This window comes from Aeromonas veronii (assembly GCA_041319085.1).
Taxonomy (GTDB): Bacteria; Pseudomonadota; Gammaproteobacteria; order Enterobacterales; family Aeromonadaceae; genus Aeromonas; species Aeromonas veronii_F.
Genome location: CP101033.1, coordinates 3,268,068 through 3,282,053, shown reverse-complemented (window position 1 = coordinate 3,282,053; position 13,986 = coordinate 3,268,068). Strand labels below are relative to the sequence as shown.

18 protein-coding genes are annotated in these 13,986 nt (G+C 58.3%); 7 read left to right on the top strand and 11 right to left on the bottom strand.

From position 1 onward, the window contains the following. Positions 1–94 precede the first annotated feature (94 nt). Positions 95–733, bottom strand: coding sequence for a cAMP-activated global transcriptional regulator CRP (gene crp / locus NMD14_15485; GenBank protein ID XEI32146.1), 639 nt, complete (start codon positions 731–733; stop codon positions 95–97). 304 nt (positions 734–1,037) lie between these two features. Between crp and NMD14_15480 the strand changes: the two genes are divergently transcribed. Together NMD14_15480 and NMD14_15475 are read left to right on the top strand one after the other, a co-directional pair. Continuing rightward, positions 1,038–1,442 (top strand): OsmC family protein, encoded by a 405-nt coding sequence (locus NMD14_15480; GenBank protein ID XEI34779.1) that lies wholly within the window; start codon positions 1,038–1,040, stop codon positions 1,440–1,442. Positions 1,443–1,539: 97 nt separating this feature from the next. Then, positions 1,540–1,836 (top strand): MliC family protein, encoded by a 297-nt coding sequence (locus NMD14_15475; GenBank protein XEI32145.1) that lies wholly within the window; start codon positions 1,540–1,542, stop codon positions 1,834–1,836. Positions 1,837–1,977: 141 nt separating this feature from the next. Here the strand turns inward: NMD14_15475 and NMD14_15470 are convergent, their stop codons facing one another. Genes NMD14_15470 through NMD14_15460 form a run of 3 tightly spaced genes read right to left on the bottom strand, consistent with a single transcriptional unit; the run spans position 1,978 to position 3,674 of the window. Next, positions 1,978–2,511: a DUF4136 domain-containing protein gene (locus NMD14_15470; GenBank protein XEI32144.1), complete on the bottom strand. Its 534-nt coding sequence runs from the start codon at positions 2,509–2,511 to the stop codon at positions 1,978–1,980. A gap of 16 nt (positions 2,512–2,527) precedes the next feature. Then, positions 2,528–3,397 (bottom strand): phosphoribulokinase, encoded by an 870-nt coding sequence (locus tag NMD14_15465; protein ID XEI32143.1) that lies wholly within the window; start codon positions 3,395–3,397, stop codon positions 2,528–2,530. Positions 3,398–3,449: 52 nt separating this feature from the next. Next, entirely contained in the window at positions 3,450–3,674 is a 225-nt protein-coding gene (locus NMD14_15460) for a YheU family protein (protein XEI32142.1), read from the bottom strand. A 99-nt stretch (positions 3,675–3,773) separates the two neighbouring features. On the opposite strand from NMD14_15460, the gene NMD14_15455 reads away from it, so the two are divergent. After that, positions 3,774–4,925 (top strand): membrane-associated sensor domain-containing protein, encoded by a 1,152-nt coding sequence (locus tag NMD14_15455; protein ID XEI32141.1) that lies wholly within the window; start codon positions 3,774–3,776, stop codon positions 4,923–4,925. Here the strand turns inward: NMD14_15455 and NMD14_15450 are convergent. The 3 genes from NMD14_15450 to NMD14_15440 form a co-directional block, all read right to left on the bottom strand. Beyond that, a complete protein-coding gene (locus NMD14_15450; protein ID XEI32140.1) occupies positions 4,904–5,890 on the bottom strand; it encodes a hydrolase in 987 nt (328 codons plus the stop codon). The genes NMD14_15455 and NMD14_15450 overlap by 22 nt on opposite strands. A 66-nt stretch (positions 5,891–5,956) precedes the next feature. After that, positions 5,957–6,856 carry a chemotaxis protein gene (locus tag NMD14_15445; GenBank protein ID XEI32139.1) on the bottom strand — a complete coding sequence of 300 codons (900 nt, stop codon included), beginning with the start codon at positions 6,854–6,856 and terminating at the stop codon, positions 5,957–5,959. A gap of 154 nt (positions 6,857–7,010) precedes the next feature. Continuing rightward, positions 7,011–7,670 (bottom strand): hypothetical protein, encoded by a 660-nt coding sequence (locus NMD14_15440; GenBank protein XEI32138.1) that lies wholly within the window; start codon positions 7,668–7,670, stop codon positions 7,011–7,013. Positions 7,671–7,709: 39 nt separating this feature from the next. Here NMD14_15440 and NMD14_15435 point away from each other — a divergent pair, with 39 nt between their 5' ends. After that, positions 7,710–7,913 (top strand): YheV family putative metal-binding protein, encoded by a 204-nt coding sequence (locus NMD14_15435; GenBank protein XEI32137.1) that lies wholly within the window; start codon positions 7,710–7,712, stop codon positions 7,911–7,913. Positions 7,914–8,055: 142 nt separating this feature from the next. Further along, a complete protein-coding gene (gene slyD / locus NMD14_15430; GenBank protein XEI32136.1) occupies positions 8,056–8,727 on the top strand; it encodes a peptidylprolyl isomerase in 672 nt (223 codons plus the stop codon). Between the two features lie 100 nt (positions 8,728–8,827). Here the strand turns inward: slyD and NMD14_15425 are convergent, their stop codons facing one another. Together NMD14_15425 and NMD14_15420 are read right to left on the bottom strand one after the other, a co-directional pair. Beyond that, the gene (locus NMD14_15425) at positions 8,828–9,043 is read right to left on the bottom strand and encodes a SlyX family protein (GenBank protein ID XEI32135.1); all 216 of its coding nucleotides are present in this window, start codon (positions 9,041–9,043) and stop codon (positions 8,828–8,830) included. 14 nt (positions 9,044–9,057) lie between these two features. Continuing rightward, entirely contained in the window at positions 9,058–10,026 is a 969-nt protein-coding gene (locus tag NMD14_15420) for a hypothetical protein (protein XEI32134.1), read from the bottom strand. Positions 10,027–10,144: 118 nt separating this feature from the next. Between NMD14_15420 and fkpA the strand changes: the two genes are divergently transcribed. Further along, on the top strand, positions 10,145–10,948 hold the full coding sequence (gene fkpA, locus NMD14_15415; GenBank protein XEI32133.1) for an FKBP-type peptidyl-prolyl cis-trans isomerase: 804 nt from the start codon (positions 10,145–10,147) through the stop codon (positions 10,946–10,948). Between the two features lie 150 nt (positions 10,949–11,098). Then, positions 11,099–12,505 (top strand): sigma-54 dependent transcriptional regulator, encoded by a 1,407-nt coding sequence (locus NMD14_15410; GenBank protein XEI32132.1) that lies wholly within the window; start codon positions 11,099–11,101, stop codon positions 12,503–12,505. A 54-nt stretch (positions 12,506–12,559) separates the two neighbouring features. Here the strand turns inward: NMD14_15410 and NMD14_15405 are convergent, their stop codons facing one another. Both NMD14_15405 and NMD14_15400 read right to left on the bottom strand, forming a co-directional pair. Then, the gene (locus NMD14_15405) at positions 12,560–13,429 is read right to left on the bottom strand and encodes a hypothetical protein (protein ID XEI32131.1); all 870 of its coding nucleotides are present in this window, start codon (positions 13,427–13,429) and stop codon (positions 12,560–12,562) included. A 113-nt stretch (positions 13,430–13,542) separates the two neighbouring features. Beyond that, complete coding sequence (locus NMD14_15400) at positions 13,543–13,878, bottom strand: hypothetical protein (protein ID XEI32130.1); 336 nt, start codon at positions 13,876–13,878, stop codon at positions 13,543–13,545. Positions 13,879–13,986 lie beyond the last annotated feature (108 nt).

The window sequence follows — 13,986 nt, the reverse complement described above, 5'->3', positions numbered from 1 at the left end:
AAGGGCGTTCGGGATTATAGGGGAGAGGATCAAAAAAGGCTGCCGTAGCAGCCTTGTTTATCCCACGGCCTCAGTCAGGCCTGCGGACGGGTCATCAGCGAGTGCCAAATACCACAATGGTCTTGCCGTGAGCAGAAATGAGCTCCTGCTCTTCCAGCATCTTGAGGATGCGGCCCACGGTTTCACGGGAGCAGCCGACGATCTGGCCGATCTCCTGACGGGTGATCTTGATCTGCATGCCATCCGGGTGGGTCATGGCATCCGGCTGTTTGGCCAGGTTGAGCAGGGTCTGGGCGATCCGGCCGGTCACATCCAGGAAGGCGAGGTTACCCACTTTCTGGCTGGTGTGCTGCAGGCGCTTGGCCATCTGGCCAGAGAGACGCATCAGAATGTCCGGGTTGACCTGGATCAGCTGGCGGAACTTCTTGTAAGAGATCTCTGCGACTTCGCAGGAACCTTTGGCGCGAACCCAGGCGGAGCGTTCCGGATTCTCGTTCTCTTCGAACATCCCCATTTCGCCCAGAAAGTCGCCCTGGTTCAGATAGGAGAGGATCATCTCTTTACCCTCATCGTCCTTGATCAAGACGGCCACAGTGCCCTTGACGATGTAGTAGAGAGTCTCCGCTTTTTCACCCGCATGGATAAGGGTGCTCTTGGCGGGATACTTATGAATGTGGCAGTGCGACAAGAACCACTCCAGGGTGGGATCGCTTTGCGGTTTGCCAATAACCATGAGAATTCCTCTGTAGTGTCTTTTTATGGACTTGTGCGTCCGGGCAAGCCGCCAATCTTGCTTGCCATTCCTTTCATTAGTCGCAGTAGGATAAGAGCCTTTGCCTGTGCTGACAAGGCTTTGCGGGTTTTTGAAAGAGCCCTTTGAGTAATGCCTGCTGCGCTACGTTAGCCATTCTAGGGAAGATGGGAGGGGGATATGTTGATTTTGATCTAGTTATATTCCAACTTCGCCTGTTCGGCAGAGATATACTGCTGCGTTATGCTAGGGATCCATCATCATGATTAACCGGAGAGTGTGCGAGATGAAAGCCAAGGTCAGCTGGGTCGAGGGGATGAAGTTTGTCGGGGAGAGTGAGTCTGGTCACCAGGTGATCCTGGATGGTGCCAACCCCGGTGAGGGGGCCAGTCCGATGGAGATGATCCTGCTGGCGGTCGGTGGTTGCAGCTCTATTGATGTGGTATCTATCCTCGAAAAAGCGCGCCAGTCGGTGACCGCATGCCATGTCGATGTCAGTGGCGAACGAGTCGATAGCGTGCCGCGGGTTTTCGAGACGATTAATCTGCACTTCGTGGTGACAGGCAAGGGATTGGCAGAGAAGCAGGTAGCCAGAGCGGTGGATCTGTCGATGGAAAAATACTGTTCTGTTTCCCTGATGTTGGAAAAAGCGGTACAAATTACCCATAGTTATCAAATTGTTGAAGCTTGATAACTGACGATTGTTTCGTTGGTAGCCTGGCATAAAGCCATCACGCAATGCCCCTGCATGAGGCCATGATAGAAGGCCATTAAATAAGGAAAGTGCAATGAAAAAATTGATCGCTCTGCTTCCCCTGTTGGGTCTGGCGGCGTGCAGCAGCCCGCAACCCACCCAGTATCAATACAGTCAATATCAGTGTGGCGAAGAGATGCTGGCCGTTACCTATGATGCCCAGGCTGACATGGTGCAGTTCCCCTATGCCGGGGTTTACTACAAGCTGGCGCGTGTGGAGTCAGAGTCCGGTGCCAAATATTCTGACAGCGTTACCACCTTCTGGAATCAGGACAAACAAGCGCTCCTCACCCAGAAAGGGGTGACGCTGTTGACCTGTACGCTTAAATAAGTGACCACAGATATCTGAAGGTGTGCGGCTTTGTGTCCGAGTCTGGCCAAGGCTGGATTGGATCAAGAGGTTGAGGCTACAAAAAACGGCTTGCCGGGAGGCAAGCCGTTTTTCTATCTATCCATTATCACTAAACAAGCGTTAGTTGGTCGGGACGCGATGAAGCAGCTCGGCCGCGAGCTGCTGGCTAAGCGCCTGACGCTGGCTGTCTGCAATGCTCACATCGCTGGTCAGCTGGATGATGCTGCTCCAGACCGCTTTCTGGGTTTTGCGATCGAGCAGCACGATGGCCAGCGAGCCTTTGCGCTGGTTGGCCGAGGCGTATACCCCGGGCGTCATGCCAAGGCGTGCGAAAATCTCGCCGTCGCTCATATCCTTGCTGCCCGCAACGCCGATGGCGACCCACAGATCCGCCTCGTCGAGCGGCGCACTCTGCCACCCCTTACCATTGAGCTCCTGGCTCACCGCCTGCTGCATCGGCTCCAGCCACCCTTCCGCCAACTCACCGGCGAATTGATACTGCTCGGCCAAGGCGTAGCGCGGGGCCGCGCCATAGGTCCAAGTGCCAAGCGGGCGTACCAGCATGGTGCCGGACTCCAGCGTGGGGGCCGCCGGCCCGCTGCTGCAACCGCCCAGCAGGGCGAGCAGCGCCACAGAGAGATAAGCAAGCCGCATGGTGAACTCCTTTGAATCAGGTTATTTTGCCGGTTTCGAGCAATTGCTGGATGAGCGGGCGCAGGATCAGCTCCATCGCAAAACCCATCTTGCCGCCCGGCACCACTATGGTGTTCATCCGCGACATGAATGAGCCATCGATCATCGACAGCAGGTAGGGAAAATCCACCTGCTTGATACCGCGAAACCTGATCACCAGCATACTCTCGTCCAGACTCGGGATCACCTTGGCACTGAAGGGGTTGGAGGTATCCACCGTCGGTACGCGCTGAAAGTTGATATGGGTGCGCGAGAACTGCGGGGTGATGAAGTTGATGTAGTCATCCATGGAGCGAACGATGGAGTCGGTCACCGCCTCGCGCGAATGTCCTCGCTCCGAGGTATCGCGGATCAGCTTCTGGATCCACTCCAGGTTGACGATGGGCACCACGCCGATCAGAAAGTCCACGTGGCGCGCCACATTGTGATCCTCGGTGACTACGCCGCCGTGCAGCCCTTCATAAAACAGCAGATCGGTATTGCTGGGCAGATGCTGCCAGGGGGTGAAGGTGCCGGGCATCTGGTTGAAGGGCACCGCCTCGTCAAAGCTGTGCAGGTAGCGGCGATACTGGCCATTGCCATCCTGCCCATAGCCTTGGAAAAAGCTCTCCAGCAGGCCGAAGTCATTGGCCTCCGGGCCAAAATAGCTGATATGGCGCCCCTGTTCGCGCGCCTTGCGGATGGCTACATCCATTTCCGGTCGGGTGTAGCGGTGAAAACTGTCACCTTCCACCACCGCCGCGGTATATCCCAGTTGATGGAACATGGAGCGAAAGGCGTTGGTGGAGGTAGATGTGCCGGCACCGGATGAACCGGTGACGGCAATAATGGGGTGCTTGGCCGACATGGGATTCTCTCTTCCTTGGGAATTCCGTTATAAGGTCAGGATTTCGGTTTGGTCAAGACTGCTCGATGAAGCGGTCTTTCATCACGATATTCACCGATTCGTGCAGCTCGCTATAGACGATGACTGCCTTGCCTTGTTGTAATTGTGTTCTCACTGCGTCGACTTTGACGTCAAGCGGCACATCCTGCTCGCCATACTCGGTTCCTTCCTGCAACACAAAGTGTTCGATCAGGTGGGTCAGGGTGTCGCCGTTCAGTTCTTGCCAGGGAATGATCATGCAGGGGTCTCAATGCGAATAGAGATAATTATCCAGCTTATTGTTGTGCTGAATCCTGTGAATGCAATCACTTTTTACCCTTTCACCGGAGTCTGAGAGATGTTGTCTGAAGCGCAGCGCCGCGCGCCGTTAACCCTGACTGAGCATCTGGACCGCGCACGTCGACAGGCGATTGCCCGTGGCATGGTGTGGTTCTGGTTGTTGAACTGGCTGATGGTGTTTTTTTTTGCGATACGTTACGAAGTTTACCATCAGGTCGGGCTCGCCAGTGATGACCACTTGCCATGGCGTTTTCAGAGTGAACTTGCCCTGGTCATGATGGCGCTGTTGCTGTTACCTGCTGTCAACCTGTTTTGTGACCCTCTTCAAGATCGCCTCTGGTTACGGATCGCCGCGCTGGTGATGGTGCTCTGGGGCGGGCTCTGGACTCTGCATATCTACACCATTAGTCAGGTGGAGCTGCGGGGTGGGCTCAGTTATGCCAACGGGATCATGCAGCTCAACCTGCTGGCCGCGCTCATCGCTTTGTATCCCGATCGCAAGGTGTTTTACGGCTATCTCGTTGGCCCGATGACGATAGGCGTGGGGTTCGAGCTCTTTTTACGCGTCAATTTTCCCCAGATCTACCTGCTGGGTGTGCTGTTTGGCGTTATCGCACTGGAAGTGGGGCGGCGGATGTTGCACCGCAGGTTTGAGCTGGCGAGCGTGCGGGAGCATGAAAATCTGATGCTGCTGCGGCAACTTGATCTGCTCGCCAGGCAAGATCCCCTGACCGGCGTCGCCAACCGACGGCATTTCAATATCGAGTTGGAGCGTGCACTGGCCCATAGCCTGGAAAGCGGCGCCCCGCTCTCGCTCATCCTGATCGATGTGGATCATTTCAAGCGCTTCAACGATCACTACGGCCATCAGGTGGGGGATATTTGCCTCAAGGAGGTGGCACAAGCGCTCAATCGTGCGGTACGCACGCCATCTGATCTGGTGGCCCGTTATGGCGGGGAGGAGTTTGTGCTGCTGCTGCCCAATACCGACCGTCAGGCGGCGGCCAGCGTGGCGCAGCGGCTGCAAGATAGCTTGGCCAGCCTGCAGCTGGAACATCTGGCATCCGATGTCGCCGCCTGGGTGACGGTGAGTCAGGGAATTGCCAGCAGAGTGTCTGGCGAAGGGGCGGACCCGTTGCTGGAGCGGGCCGATCAGGCGCTCTATCGGGCCAAGGCGTTGGGGCGCAATCAGTTCTGCGTCGCAGAGTGATGCTGTTCGGCAATCCAGCGGCTGATCCGCTCATCCAGCCAGAACCGTGGCCGCCAGGGCGTGCCGTGCAGAAAGCCGACATGGCCGCCACGCTGGCTCAACTCATAGCACACCGTGGGCGAGAGTTGTTCCGGTCGGGGAATGACCGCGTGTGACATAAAGGGATCGTCGGCGGCGTGGATGACCAGGGTCGGGATCGGGATTTGGCGCAGCAGCGGCAGACCGGAGCAGCTCTGGTAGTAGTGGCTGGCGCTGTGAAAGCCGTGCAGGGGGGCGGTGACTTGCTCGTCAAAATCACGCAGGGTAGCAATTTGCTCCACTTGTCGGGGTTGCCAGCGTTCACTTGCTTGCTGCTGCTGGCGTATCTTGCTGAGCAGGTTGTGGCGCATGGTGCGTAGCAGATAGTTCTGATAGACCTTCGAGAAGCCCTGATTGACTCGCTCGGCGCAGCTCGCCAGTTGCAGCGGGGCCGAGACCACCACTGCCGCCTGCAGTGCTGCGGGGCAGGCCCGCGCCAGCAGATTGACCAGCATATTGCCGCCAAGTGAGAAGCCGATGGCGATCAGCGGTTTGCCCGGAAAGCGCTGGCTCAGCTCGGCAATCAGCTCCTGCGCATCACCGATGGCGCCGGAGTGATAGGCCTGCAGCTGGCGATTGGGCTCGCCACTGCAACCGCGAAAGTGCATCAGCACCGCCTCGTTGCCCTCTTGCTGCAGATGGCCGAACAATCCCTTGGCATAGTGGGAGTGAATGCTCCCCTCCAACCCGTGAAACACCACCACCAATGGCCGCTCGTCAAGGCTGACCTCCCCGCTCCAGGCGAGGTCGACAAAGTCCCCATCCTGCAGTTCAAACCGCTCCGCGACAAAACGGGCAGGCGTGCGGCGCAGCCACTTGGGCAATATGGTCTGCAGATGAGGATTACGGGCCCACCAGGGGGCGTGGAAGTGGCTCTCGGTCAGCATGGGGTCAGTCGGTCTGGGTCGAAGATAAGGAGGACGGGAGGTGTGCACCTCCCGCCAGTCATTGGCTTATTTCAGCAGGCGATCGTGATGTTCAGCGCCGCGCAGCATGGCCTGGATCAGCTCGTTGGCCTCGAACTTGGTCAGTGCCTCATGGGCACCCACCTGATAGGCTCGCTCCACACTGATCTCGCTGGAGAGCGAGGTGTGCAGAATGATGTAGGCCCCCGCCAGTTTGCTGTTGCTCTGTACCTCGAAGGCCAGCTCATAGCCATCGAGCCCCGGCATCTCGATATCGCTTACCAGAATGTCGATGGGGCTCTTCTGGCTTGCCCGCTGCTGCATCAGAGTCAGTGCATCCTTGCCATTGGTGCAGACCTCATAGGGGATATTGATGTAGTCCAGCGCTGCCATCAGCTGACGGCGAGCGACCGAGGAGTCATCGACCAGCAGGATCCGCATCGGTTTGATCCGTTCCCGCTGCACATCGGTCAGCACCGGATAGAGGTGGCTCGGATCATCCGGATAGACCCGGGAGAGGATCAGCTCCACATCTAGCAGCTGGATCAGTTGGTCATTGACCCGGGTCACACCGGTCACGAACACATTGTGGCCGAGGGCGGCGGGCGGTGACTCGATATCGCGCCAGTTGCACTCGGTGATCTTGTCGATGCCCCGTACCAGAAAGCCTACCAGGGTGCGGCGGCAGTCGGTGATGATGATGAAGCAGTGGGGCATCTCCGCCTTACTGATGGCGCGATAACCTACGGCCATCGCCATATCGATCACCGGAATGGTGGAGCCACGCATATTGGCGGCCCCCAGCACAGTCGGGTGCGAGTGCGGCATTGCCGTCAGCTGGGTGTAGGGCACTATCTCCTTCACCTTGAGGGTGCCGATGGCAAAGGATTGTTTGGCCGAAAGGTGAAACAGCAACATGCCCTGGGATTGATTGGCTTTGCTCGTCATGGCAGATGTCCTGTTGGTCGAAACGTTGGTCGTCACTTCATGCCTCTAGCATAAAGGATTACGGGGGGAGATGGCCCTTCCTTGTTAACGACCATCTGGCAAAAAACTGGACTCGTTTCACAGACTTTATTGGCGTTATCACGCTGACAATCGGCTACTGGCCATCATCACCACTAACGCCCCACAGCTGGCAGGCGGCTTGCAGTGTGGCCGCATCGGCATAGCCCAGCTTGCTGGCCACCTGGGGGGGTTTGCTGCCGCCTTTGAGCAATCTGAGCGCCTGCAGCAGTTGCCACTGCTGTTGCAGAGCAAGGCCTTCTACAGGCGCATCGGCCTGTTGTGCCCACCGTTGCAGAGACTCCGGCTGGCCACTGGCCAGCGCTTGCCAGCAGGTTTGCAGCTCACAGTGACCCTGCTGGCTGATGGCGCACTGTTGCAGCTCATCCAGGATCACCTGCAGTCGTTGACCATGTGCCCCTTGCCACTCTTTCGGGCGTTGCCACTGGGCCAGCGAGTCGAGCAGGGCATCGAGCAGCGGGGTGGCCTGCAGCCAGCCAGCCTGCTGCGGCTGAGCCACGCGCAAAGAGACATTCAGCTGATCGTAATCGCAACCGCTGAGGGGGCTGAAGGCGGCGAGGGCATCGGCACAGAGCCAGAAGCTGCTGCCTGCGGGCAATAACAGCTCATGCTGGCCCAGTTTCAGCAGCGCGGCGCCCCGGGTGATCCGCAACAGCTGCCCGACCGGGCTCCGCTTGCGGTTGCCAGCGTGCAGGCCCTGGCAGGAAAAATGGTGGTACTCGATGGCGTGATGCATGTAAAAACCCTGATATGATGCTGCCTGGAGGTAACAAATATGGAAACCAGACGTAAAAAACGCTTCATTGCCGGTGCGGTCTGCCCGGCGTGCGGCAAATTGGACAACATGATGCTGTATCTGGAGCATGGAGTCGAGAAGGTGACCTGCGTCGCCTGCGGCGATACCCAGGTGCAAACGCCTGCCGAGGTTGACAAGCAGACGCGCGAGGCGGAAGAGGTGATCGGGGTGTTTCGTCCCTGATAAGGCTACGGTGGTTGGAATGCGGGTCCCTCGCTGACGCAATTGCCGCTTTTTTCATCACTCAGTGGCGGCGCACGGCATATGCGCGGCCCGCTTTTTAGGGTATTCTGAGCCCGTTTTTTTCTATCCGCAGGATCCTGACATGAAAGTAGCTCCTCTGAGCGTGGTTACGCTGGAATACACAGTCACCGACGAGCACGGTGAAGTCATCGACAGCACTGTCGGCAAAGAGCCGCTGGTCTATCTGCACGGCACCCGTTACCTGGTCTCTGGCCTGGAAGCCGAGCTGGAAGGTCGCGCGGTAGGTGAAGCCTTCGAAGTGACACTGGCACCGAGCCAGGCCTACGGCGAATATGACGAGACGCTGGTACAAGAAGTACCGGGCGAGCTGTTCGACGGCATGGAAGTCTCCGAAGGGGATACTTTTGTGGCTGAAACCGACGATGGCCACCGCCCGGTGACCGTGGTTGAGGTGTCCGAAGAGTTCGTCAAAGTGGATGGCAACCATCCGCTGGCTGGCGTGACCCTGGGCTTCAAGGTCGAGATCAAGGACGTGCGCGCTGCCACTGCCGAAGAGCTGGCCCATGGTCACGTTCACGGTGCCGGTGGTTGCGGCCACGATCACGGTCATGACCACGATCACGGCGGCTGCTGTGGCGGTCATGGTCACGACCATGATGACGATCACGACCAGGGCGGTTGCTGTGGTGGTGCTGGCCACGGTCACGATCATGGCCACGACCATGCTGATGGTCAGGGTAAGGGCGGCTGCTGCGGTGGCGGCGGCTGTGGTGGCAAGGGCCATCACCACTGATCACGGCCAGGCCGATGATAAAAAACCCGCGATTATCGCGGGTTTTTTATTGGCTGACGGTGGTGCCAGACCATATTGCCTGAGCAGAGATAGCGCCGGTTCAGTAGTGCGGCGGCGGGGTCTCTTCGGCCATGCTGGCAATCTGGCTGGGTTGTACGCTTTGCAGTTTGTCGATCAGCAGCTGGATCTGGTATTTGAGTCGATCGAGTTCACGGCCCTGGGTGGTTACCTCGTCGTTGAGCTGCTCTATGGTGTACTCCGCATAGGCGAGACGGGTTTCCAGGGTTTCGATTCGTTCGTTTAAATGCTGACTCATGGGCCTTCGGGTCCTTACTTGATTGTCCAGATTTCGGCCAGACCACTGGAGCTGGCACTGACAAGGTGACTATTGTCGCGCAAAGCAACGCCATAAACCACAGCACTGGGTGGTTTCACCTTGGGAGTGGGGGAGACACGCCAGCTCTGCAACAGGGCGCCATCGCTCACTTGCCACAGGGAGAGCTGGCGGGAAGGGGCACCAGTGATGAGCCACTTGCCATCATTGACAAAGCGGGCGCTGGTGTAGACCTCGAAGCGGTGATCATATTGCAGCTGACTCACCTCCTTGCCGGTTTTCAGATCCCAGATGCTGGCCCGGCTGCTGTCGGCGGTGAAGGCGTAGCGGCCGCTCGGCTCCAGTCTGGCCATGATCACCCGGCCACCATGGTTGAACCGCCAGATCACCTGCCCGCTGCGAGTGTCCCACAGATAGGCGCTATAGTCGTTGCCGCCGGTCAGGGCGTAGCGACCGTTGGCGGAGAGATCCACCGTATTGACCTGTTCGGTATGCCCCAGGAACTGCAGGCGACGACCGCTTCGGGTATCGAGCCACTCGGCTTTGCCATCTTCCCGACCTATCAGCGCATAACGCCCGTCGGCAGAGAGCGCTATATCCCTCAGTTTGGATTCAGGAAGGGAGTAGTAGCCTTGTGACTGCCCGTCCTGCAGCCGCCAGATGGCAAAGGTGTCGGAGGTGGCGGTGACGGCATGGCTGTTGCCTTCGGAAAAGCGGGTAATGAACACCAGATCATCAGCTGAGTCGGATTGCTTCCAGCGCCAGCGTTGACGGTTCTGTTCCAGATCCCAGACGATGATGCCCTGGCGGATGCTGGAGACAATGGCCTGCTTGCCATCACTGGAGAGATCTGCAGTCAGCAGACCCGTGCTGGCGAGGGTCATTTGCTGGTTGGGTTGGGAGCTCTGCTCGCAACCGGTGAGCATTAAACAGAGGCTCACCAGATAAATGGCACTTTTTATCATTTTTGCGGTCTCACGCTTTTGTTACCTGCGATCACGGCGTTAGTATAAGGCGCTTATCACGATAAACCTCTCATTTCACGATGGAACCGAGAGCGGTATTTGGAGTTTGGAGAAACTGATGAACAAATTTCTGAAGGTGTCCCTGTTGGCGGCGGCGGTTGCCGTCGGTCTGACTGCTTGCCAAAAAGACGAGAAGCCTGCTGCGGCCAATACCGCCGAAGTGAAGGCAGAAGCCAGCAAGCCGGCAGAGGCGACCAAGGCCGAAGCCAAGAGCTTTGAAGAGCAATCCGGCTACGCAATTGGCCTCTCCATGGGTCGTTATATCGCAAACACCCTCGAGCGTCAGCAGGAACTGGGCATCAAACTGGACAACGCCGTGATCCTGAAAGGGGTCACCGATGGTCTGGGCAAAGAAGCCAAGATGACGGATGAAGAGATCCAAAAAGTACTGCAGGATTACGATGCCAAGATCAACGAGCTGACCAAGGCCAAGGCCGAGAAAGACTCCGTTGAAAATCTGAAGAAAGGCGAAGAGTACCTGGCGGCCAACGCCAAGAAAGAGGGGGTGAAGAGCACCGAATCCGGCCTGCAATACGTGGTCGAGAAGATGGGTGACGGCGCCAAGCCGAAGTCTACCGACATCGTCAAGGTTCACTACACCGGCACCCTGACCGACGGCACCAAGTTCGACAGCTCCGTCGATCGCGGTGAGCCGGCTACCTTCCCGCTCAACCAGGTTATCCCGGGTTGGACCGAAGGCGTGCAACTGATGCCGGTGGGTTCCAAGTTCAAGTTCTTCCTGCCGTCCAAGCTGGCCTATGGCGAGCACGGTGCAGGTTCCATCCCGGCGAATGCCGTGCTGGTGTTTGACGTTGAGCTGCTGGCTATCGAGAAGCCGACTGCTGACGACGCCAAGAAGTAATTCTTCTTGTAGTGAAAAACGGCTCCTTAAGGAGCCGTTTTTACTTGTGTATTCTCTGCAATCGCGGGATAACAGAGCTGTCTTGGCGTTGGGTTTGCGCGCGAAAATAAGGCAAAATAGATCGCAGAATCAAATACAAGGATGAGTCCAGTGGTTCAAAATAAATCACGTGTCCTGCTGGTGGAAGATACTCGTAGTCTGGCGGTGGTCTATGAACAGTACCTGCGCCAGGAGGGGTACGAGGTGGTGCTGGCCGACTGCGGTCAGCAGGCGCTAGCGCTGTTGCTGGCAAGTCCTCCCCCCGTGGTGTTGCTGGATCTGGAGCTGCCGGATATGCCCGGCATGGATATTTTGCAGATGATCACCGAACAGCAACTGCCCTGCTCGGTGGTGGTGATCACCGCCCACGGCTCGGTAGATGTGGCGGTAGAGGCGATGCGCCTCGGTGCCTTAGATTTTCTGACTAAACCGTTTGATAGCAAGCGGCTCTGCGCCACCGTCCGCAACGCCTTGCAACACCAGCAGTTGAGCTCGCTGATAGCCCACTATCGGGAGAGTTTCGAACGCAGCTCATTTTTTGGCTTTATCGGTGCCTCTATGTCGATGCAGGCGGTCTATCGCATCATCGAGAGTGCGGCGCCCAGCAAGGCAACCGTCTTTATCACTGGCGAGAGCGGCACCGGCAAAGAGGTGTGTGCCGAAGCGATCCACCAGTGCAGTCCCCGCCGCGAACAGCCCTTTATTGCCCTTAACTGCGCCGCCATTCCCCACGATCTGATGGAGAGCGAGATCTTCGGCCATGTGAAGGGTGCCTTTACCGGTGCCCAGGGGGATCGCAAAGGCGCAGCCTGTCTGGCCGATGGCGGCACCCTGTTTCTCGACGAGATCTGCGAAATGGATCTGGATCTGCAGAGCAAGCTGCTGCGCTTCATTCAGACCGGCACCGTGCAGCGGGTTGGTAGCGGCAAGCTAGAGACGGTGGATGTGCGCTTTATCTGCGCCACCAACCGGGATCCGCTGGTGGAGGTGAAAGCGGGCCGTTTTCGCGAAGATCTCTACTATCGGCTCCACGTCATTCCGCTCACCCTACCGCCGCTGCGGGAGCGGGGCGAGGATATCCTGCTGCTGGCGCGCACCCTGCTGCAGAGCTACGCCAAAGAAGAGAACAAACGCTTCAAGGATTTCGATGTCGAGGCGGCGCGAGTGCTGCTCGACTACCCTTGGCCCGGCAACGTACGCGAGCTGCAAAACGTGGTGCGCAATATCGTGGTGCTCAACGACAAGGAGCTGGTGAGCCCGGATATTCTGCCGCCACCACTCAATGGGGTTCGTCCCCAGCTGCCGGCGGCGATTGCGGCAGCGGTGACATCGGCTCCGGCGGCCACCGGGGCGGCCAATGGGCCGATCCGCCCGCTCTGGCTGGTGGAAAAAGAGGTGATCGAACAGGCCATTGCCAGCTGTGACGGCAATATTCCCAAGGCGGCGGCACTGCTCGAGATCAGCCCCTCCACCATTTACCGTAAAAAGCAGGGGTGGGAAGAGTCCAATCGGGCCTGAACCATCTTGTCGAAGTAAAGGGCGGCTAGCGTGCCGCCCTTTCTATTTTGGGGATCAGAGTTTGGCAAGGTGCTTGAGGCGGGCCAGTCGCTCCCCCTCGTTGGTGCTGAACCCGCGGTCCTGCGACAGCAAAAACCAGGCGCGGGAGAAGTATTCCGCGGCCAGCGGATCGTCAAGCACCAAGGCATTCTCCCCCAACTCCTCGAACAGATAACCATCCTCCGGCTCACCCGCCTCGGCCATATCGGCCTTGAGCTGGTGTAGCTCTGCCAGCGCTTGTTGATGCAGGCCCATGGCCCGGGTCAGCCGAGCCAGACTCCAGCGGGCGATAAACGCCTTGGCCGGATGGTTATGCTGCAGATGCCAGGCCAGACACTTCTGCTGCTGGATTTTCGCCTCCTCAAAGCGGCCCAGCTCGAACAGGGTCCAGCTCTGATTGTTGTAAAGGGGGGCCAGCCAGCCACGCACCTTCTCGTCACTGCTGCGCTCCGCCAGCTCCATCGCCAGTTGATGCCAGCGGCTCTGCTCTTCCAGCGGCGCCGCGATGGCGATCATGTGGGCGGCGTCGATGGCGAGATAGGTCTCCTTCTCCTTGAGTCCCCACTGCCAGGCTTGTTCAAACAGGGTTTTGGCACTGGTCTTGTCACCCGCCGAGTTAAAGGTGCGGCCTCGCTCCAGCAGGGTCCGGATCCGCGCTCTGGGGGTTGCATCGGTGAGGCGAGGCGCTATCTCGTCGAGCAACTGATGGGCTTTCGCAAACTGGCGCTGCAGCGAATGGGTGCGGGCAATTTGGGTCAGCAACTCCAGTTCGAGTTGCAGGTCGGCGGCAGCGCGTGCTTCGGGAAGGAGTGCGTGAAAACGCAGTACGGTGGCGGCGGGATCCTGATAGTCCCACAGCGCCATGAAATCGGGCGGATTGTCCATCTGGCCTCCTTGCTGGATATCCTGTCACCAAGATGCCTGCAGGCCATTGTTGGTGCAAGGGGCGCCCGTCACAGAGCGCCCCTTGCGTCATGCTAACGGCGGTGGCCAGTCGGTCAGTAGACCATGGCCAGGCTCATCAGCATCAGGCCGAGTGCGGCGAAGGCACCCTCCTTGATGGCGAGCCGTGGTACCAGAGCTTTGGGCAGGGCTGGAAACAGGCTCAGGGCAAAGCCCAGCCCCGGCATCAGCCAGTGGAATGCCGGATTGCGCAGGGCGGGATCGGCGGCACCGTTGATGATGATCAGCAGAATAAACAGGGTGAAGGCCGGCAGGATAAACCAGCGTACCCCACCGGCGGCGACAGCCCGCAGCGGCGAGATACGATAGAGCAGCATGGTCACAAGGAACAGCACAAAAGGGGCCAGCAGATAGAGCGGAGCGGGGTTCATAACATCTTTCCTGAAAACTGATCGTCAAAAAACGGGTGTCTTAAGCAAGAGGCGCGGGATTTAATCACTCTTTGCAGGTAATCACCAGCAGCCCGGGCTCGGGCTGTG

Excerpts from the sequence above, each read along its gene's own strand:
- NMD14_15420 (XEI32134.1), bottom strand. The coding sequence starts at position 10,026 with ATGATAAAAAGTGCCATTTATCTGGTGAGCCTCTGTTTAATGCTCACC.
- fkpA (XEI32133.1), top strand. The coding sequence starts at position 10,145 with ATGAACAAATTTCTGAAGGTGTCCCTGTTGGCGGCGGCGGTTGCCGTC.
- NMD14_15460 (XEI32142.1), bottom strand. The coding sequence starts at position 3,674 with ATGATCATTCCCTGGCAAGAACTGAACGGCGACACCCTGACCCACCTG.
- NMD14_15400 (XEI32130.1), bottom strand. The coding sequence starts at position 13,878 with ATGAACCCCGCTCCGCTCTATCTGCTGGCCCCTTTTGTGCTGTTCCTT.
- NMD14_15470 (XEI32144.1), bottom strand. The coding sequence starts at position 2,511 with ATGCGGCTTGCTTATCTCTCTGTGGCGCTGCTCGCCCTGCTGGGCGGT.
- crp (XEI32146.1), bottom strand. The coding sequence starts at position 733 with ATGGTTATTGGCAAACCGCAAAGCGATCCCACCCTGGAGTGGTTCTTG.
- NMD14_15425 (XEI32135.1), bottom strand. The coding sequence starts at position 9,043 with ATGAGTCAGCATTTAAACGAACGAATCGAAACCCTGGAAACCCGTCTC.
- NMD14_15440 (XEI32138.1), bottom strand. The coding sequence starts at position 7,670 with ATGCATCACGCCATCGAGTACCACCATTTTTCCTGCCAGGGCCTGCAC.
- slyD (XEI32136.1), top strand. The coding sequence starts at position 8,056 with ATGAAAGTAGCTCCTCTGAGCGTGGTTACGCTGGAATACACAGTCACC.
- NMD14_15405 (XEI32131.1), bottom strand. The coding sequence starts at position 13,429 with ATGGACAATCCGCCCGATTTCATGGCGCTGTGGGACTATCAGGATCCC.
- NMD14_15475 (XEI32145.1), top strand. The coding sequence starts at position 1,540 with ATGAAAAAATTGATCGCTCTGCTTCCCCTGTTGGGTCTGGCGGCGTGC.
- NMD14_15480 (XEI34779.1), top strand. The coding sequence starts at position 1,038 with ATGAAAGCCAAGGTCAGCTGGGTCGAGGGGATGAAGTTTGTCGGGGAG.
- NMD14_15435 (XEI32137.1), top strand. The coding sequence starts at position 7,710 with ATGGAAACCAGACGTAAAAAACGCTTCATTGCCGGTGCGGTCTGCCCG.
- NMD14_15445 (XEI32139.1), bottom strand. The coding sequence starts at position 6,856 with ATGACGAGCAAAGCCAATCAATCCCAGGGCATGTTGCTGTTTCACCTT.
- NMD14_15465 (XEI32143.1), bottom strand. The coding sequence starts at position 3,397 with ATGTCGGCCAAGCACCCCATTATTGCCGTCACCGGTTCATCCGGTGCC.
- NMD14_15455 (XEI32141.1), top strand. The coding sequence starts at position 3,774 with ATGTTGTCTGAAGCGCAGCGCCGCGCGCCGTTAACCCTGACTGAGCAT.
- NMD14_15450 (XEI32140.1), bottom strand. The coding sequence starts at position 5,890 with ATGCTGACCGAGAGCCACTTCCACGCCCCCTGGTGGGCCCGTAATCCT.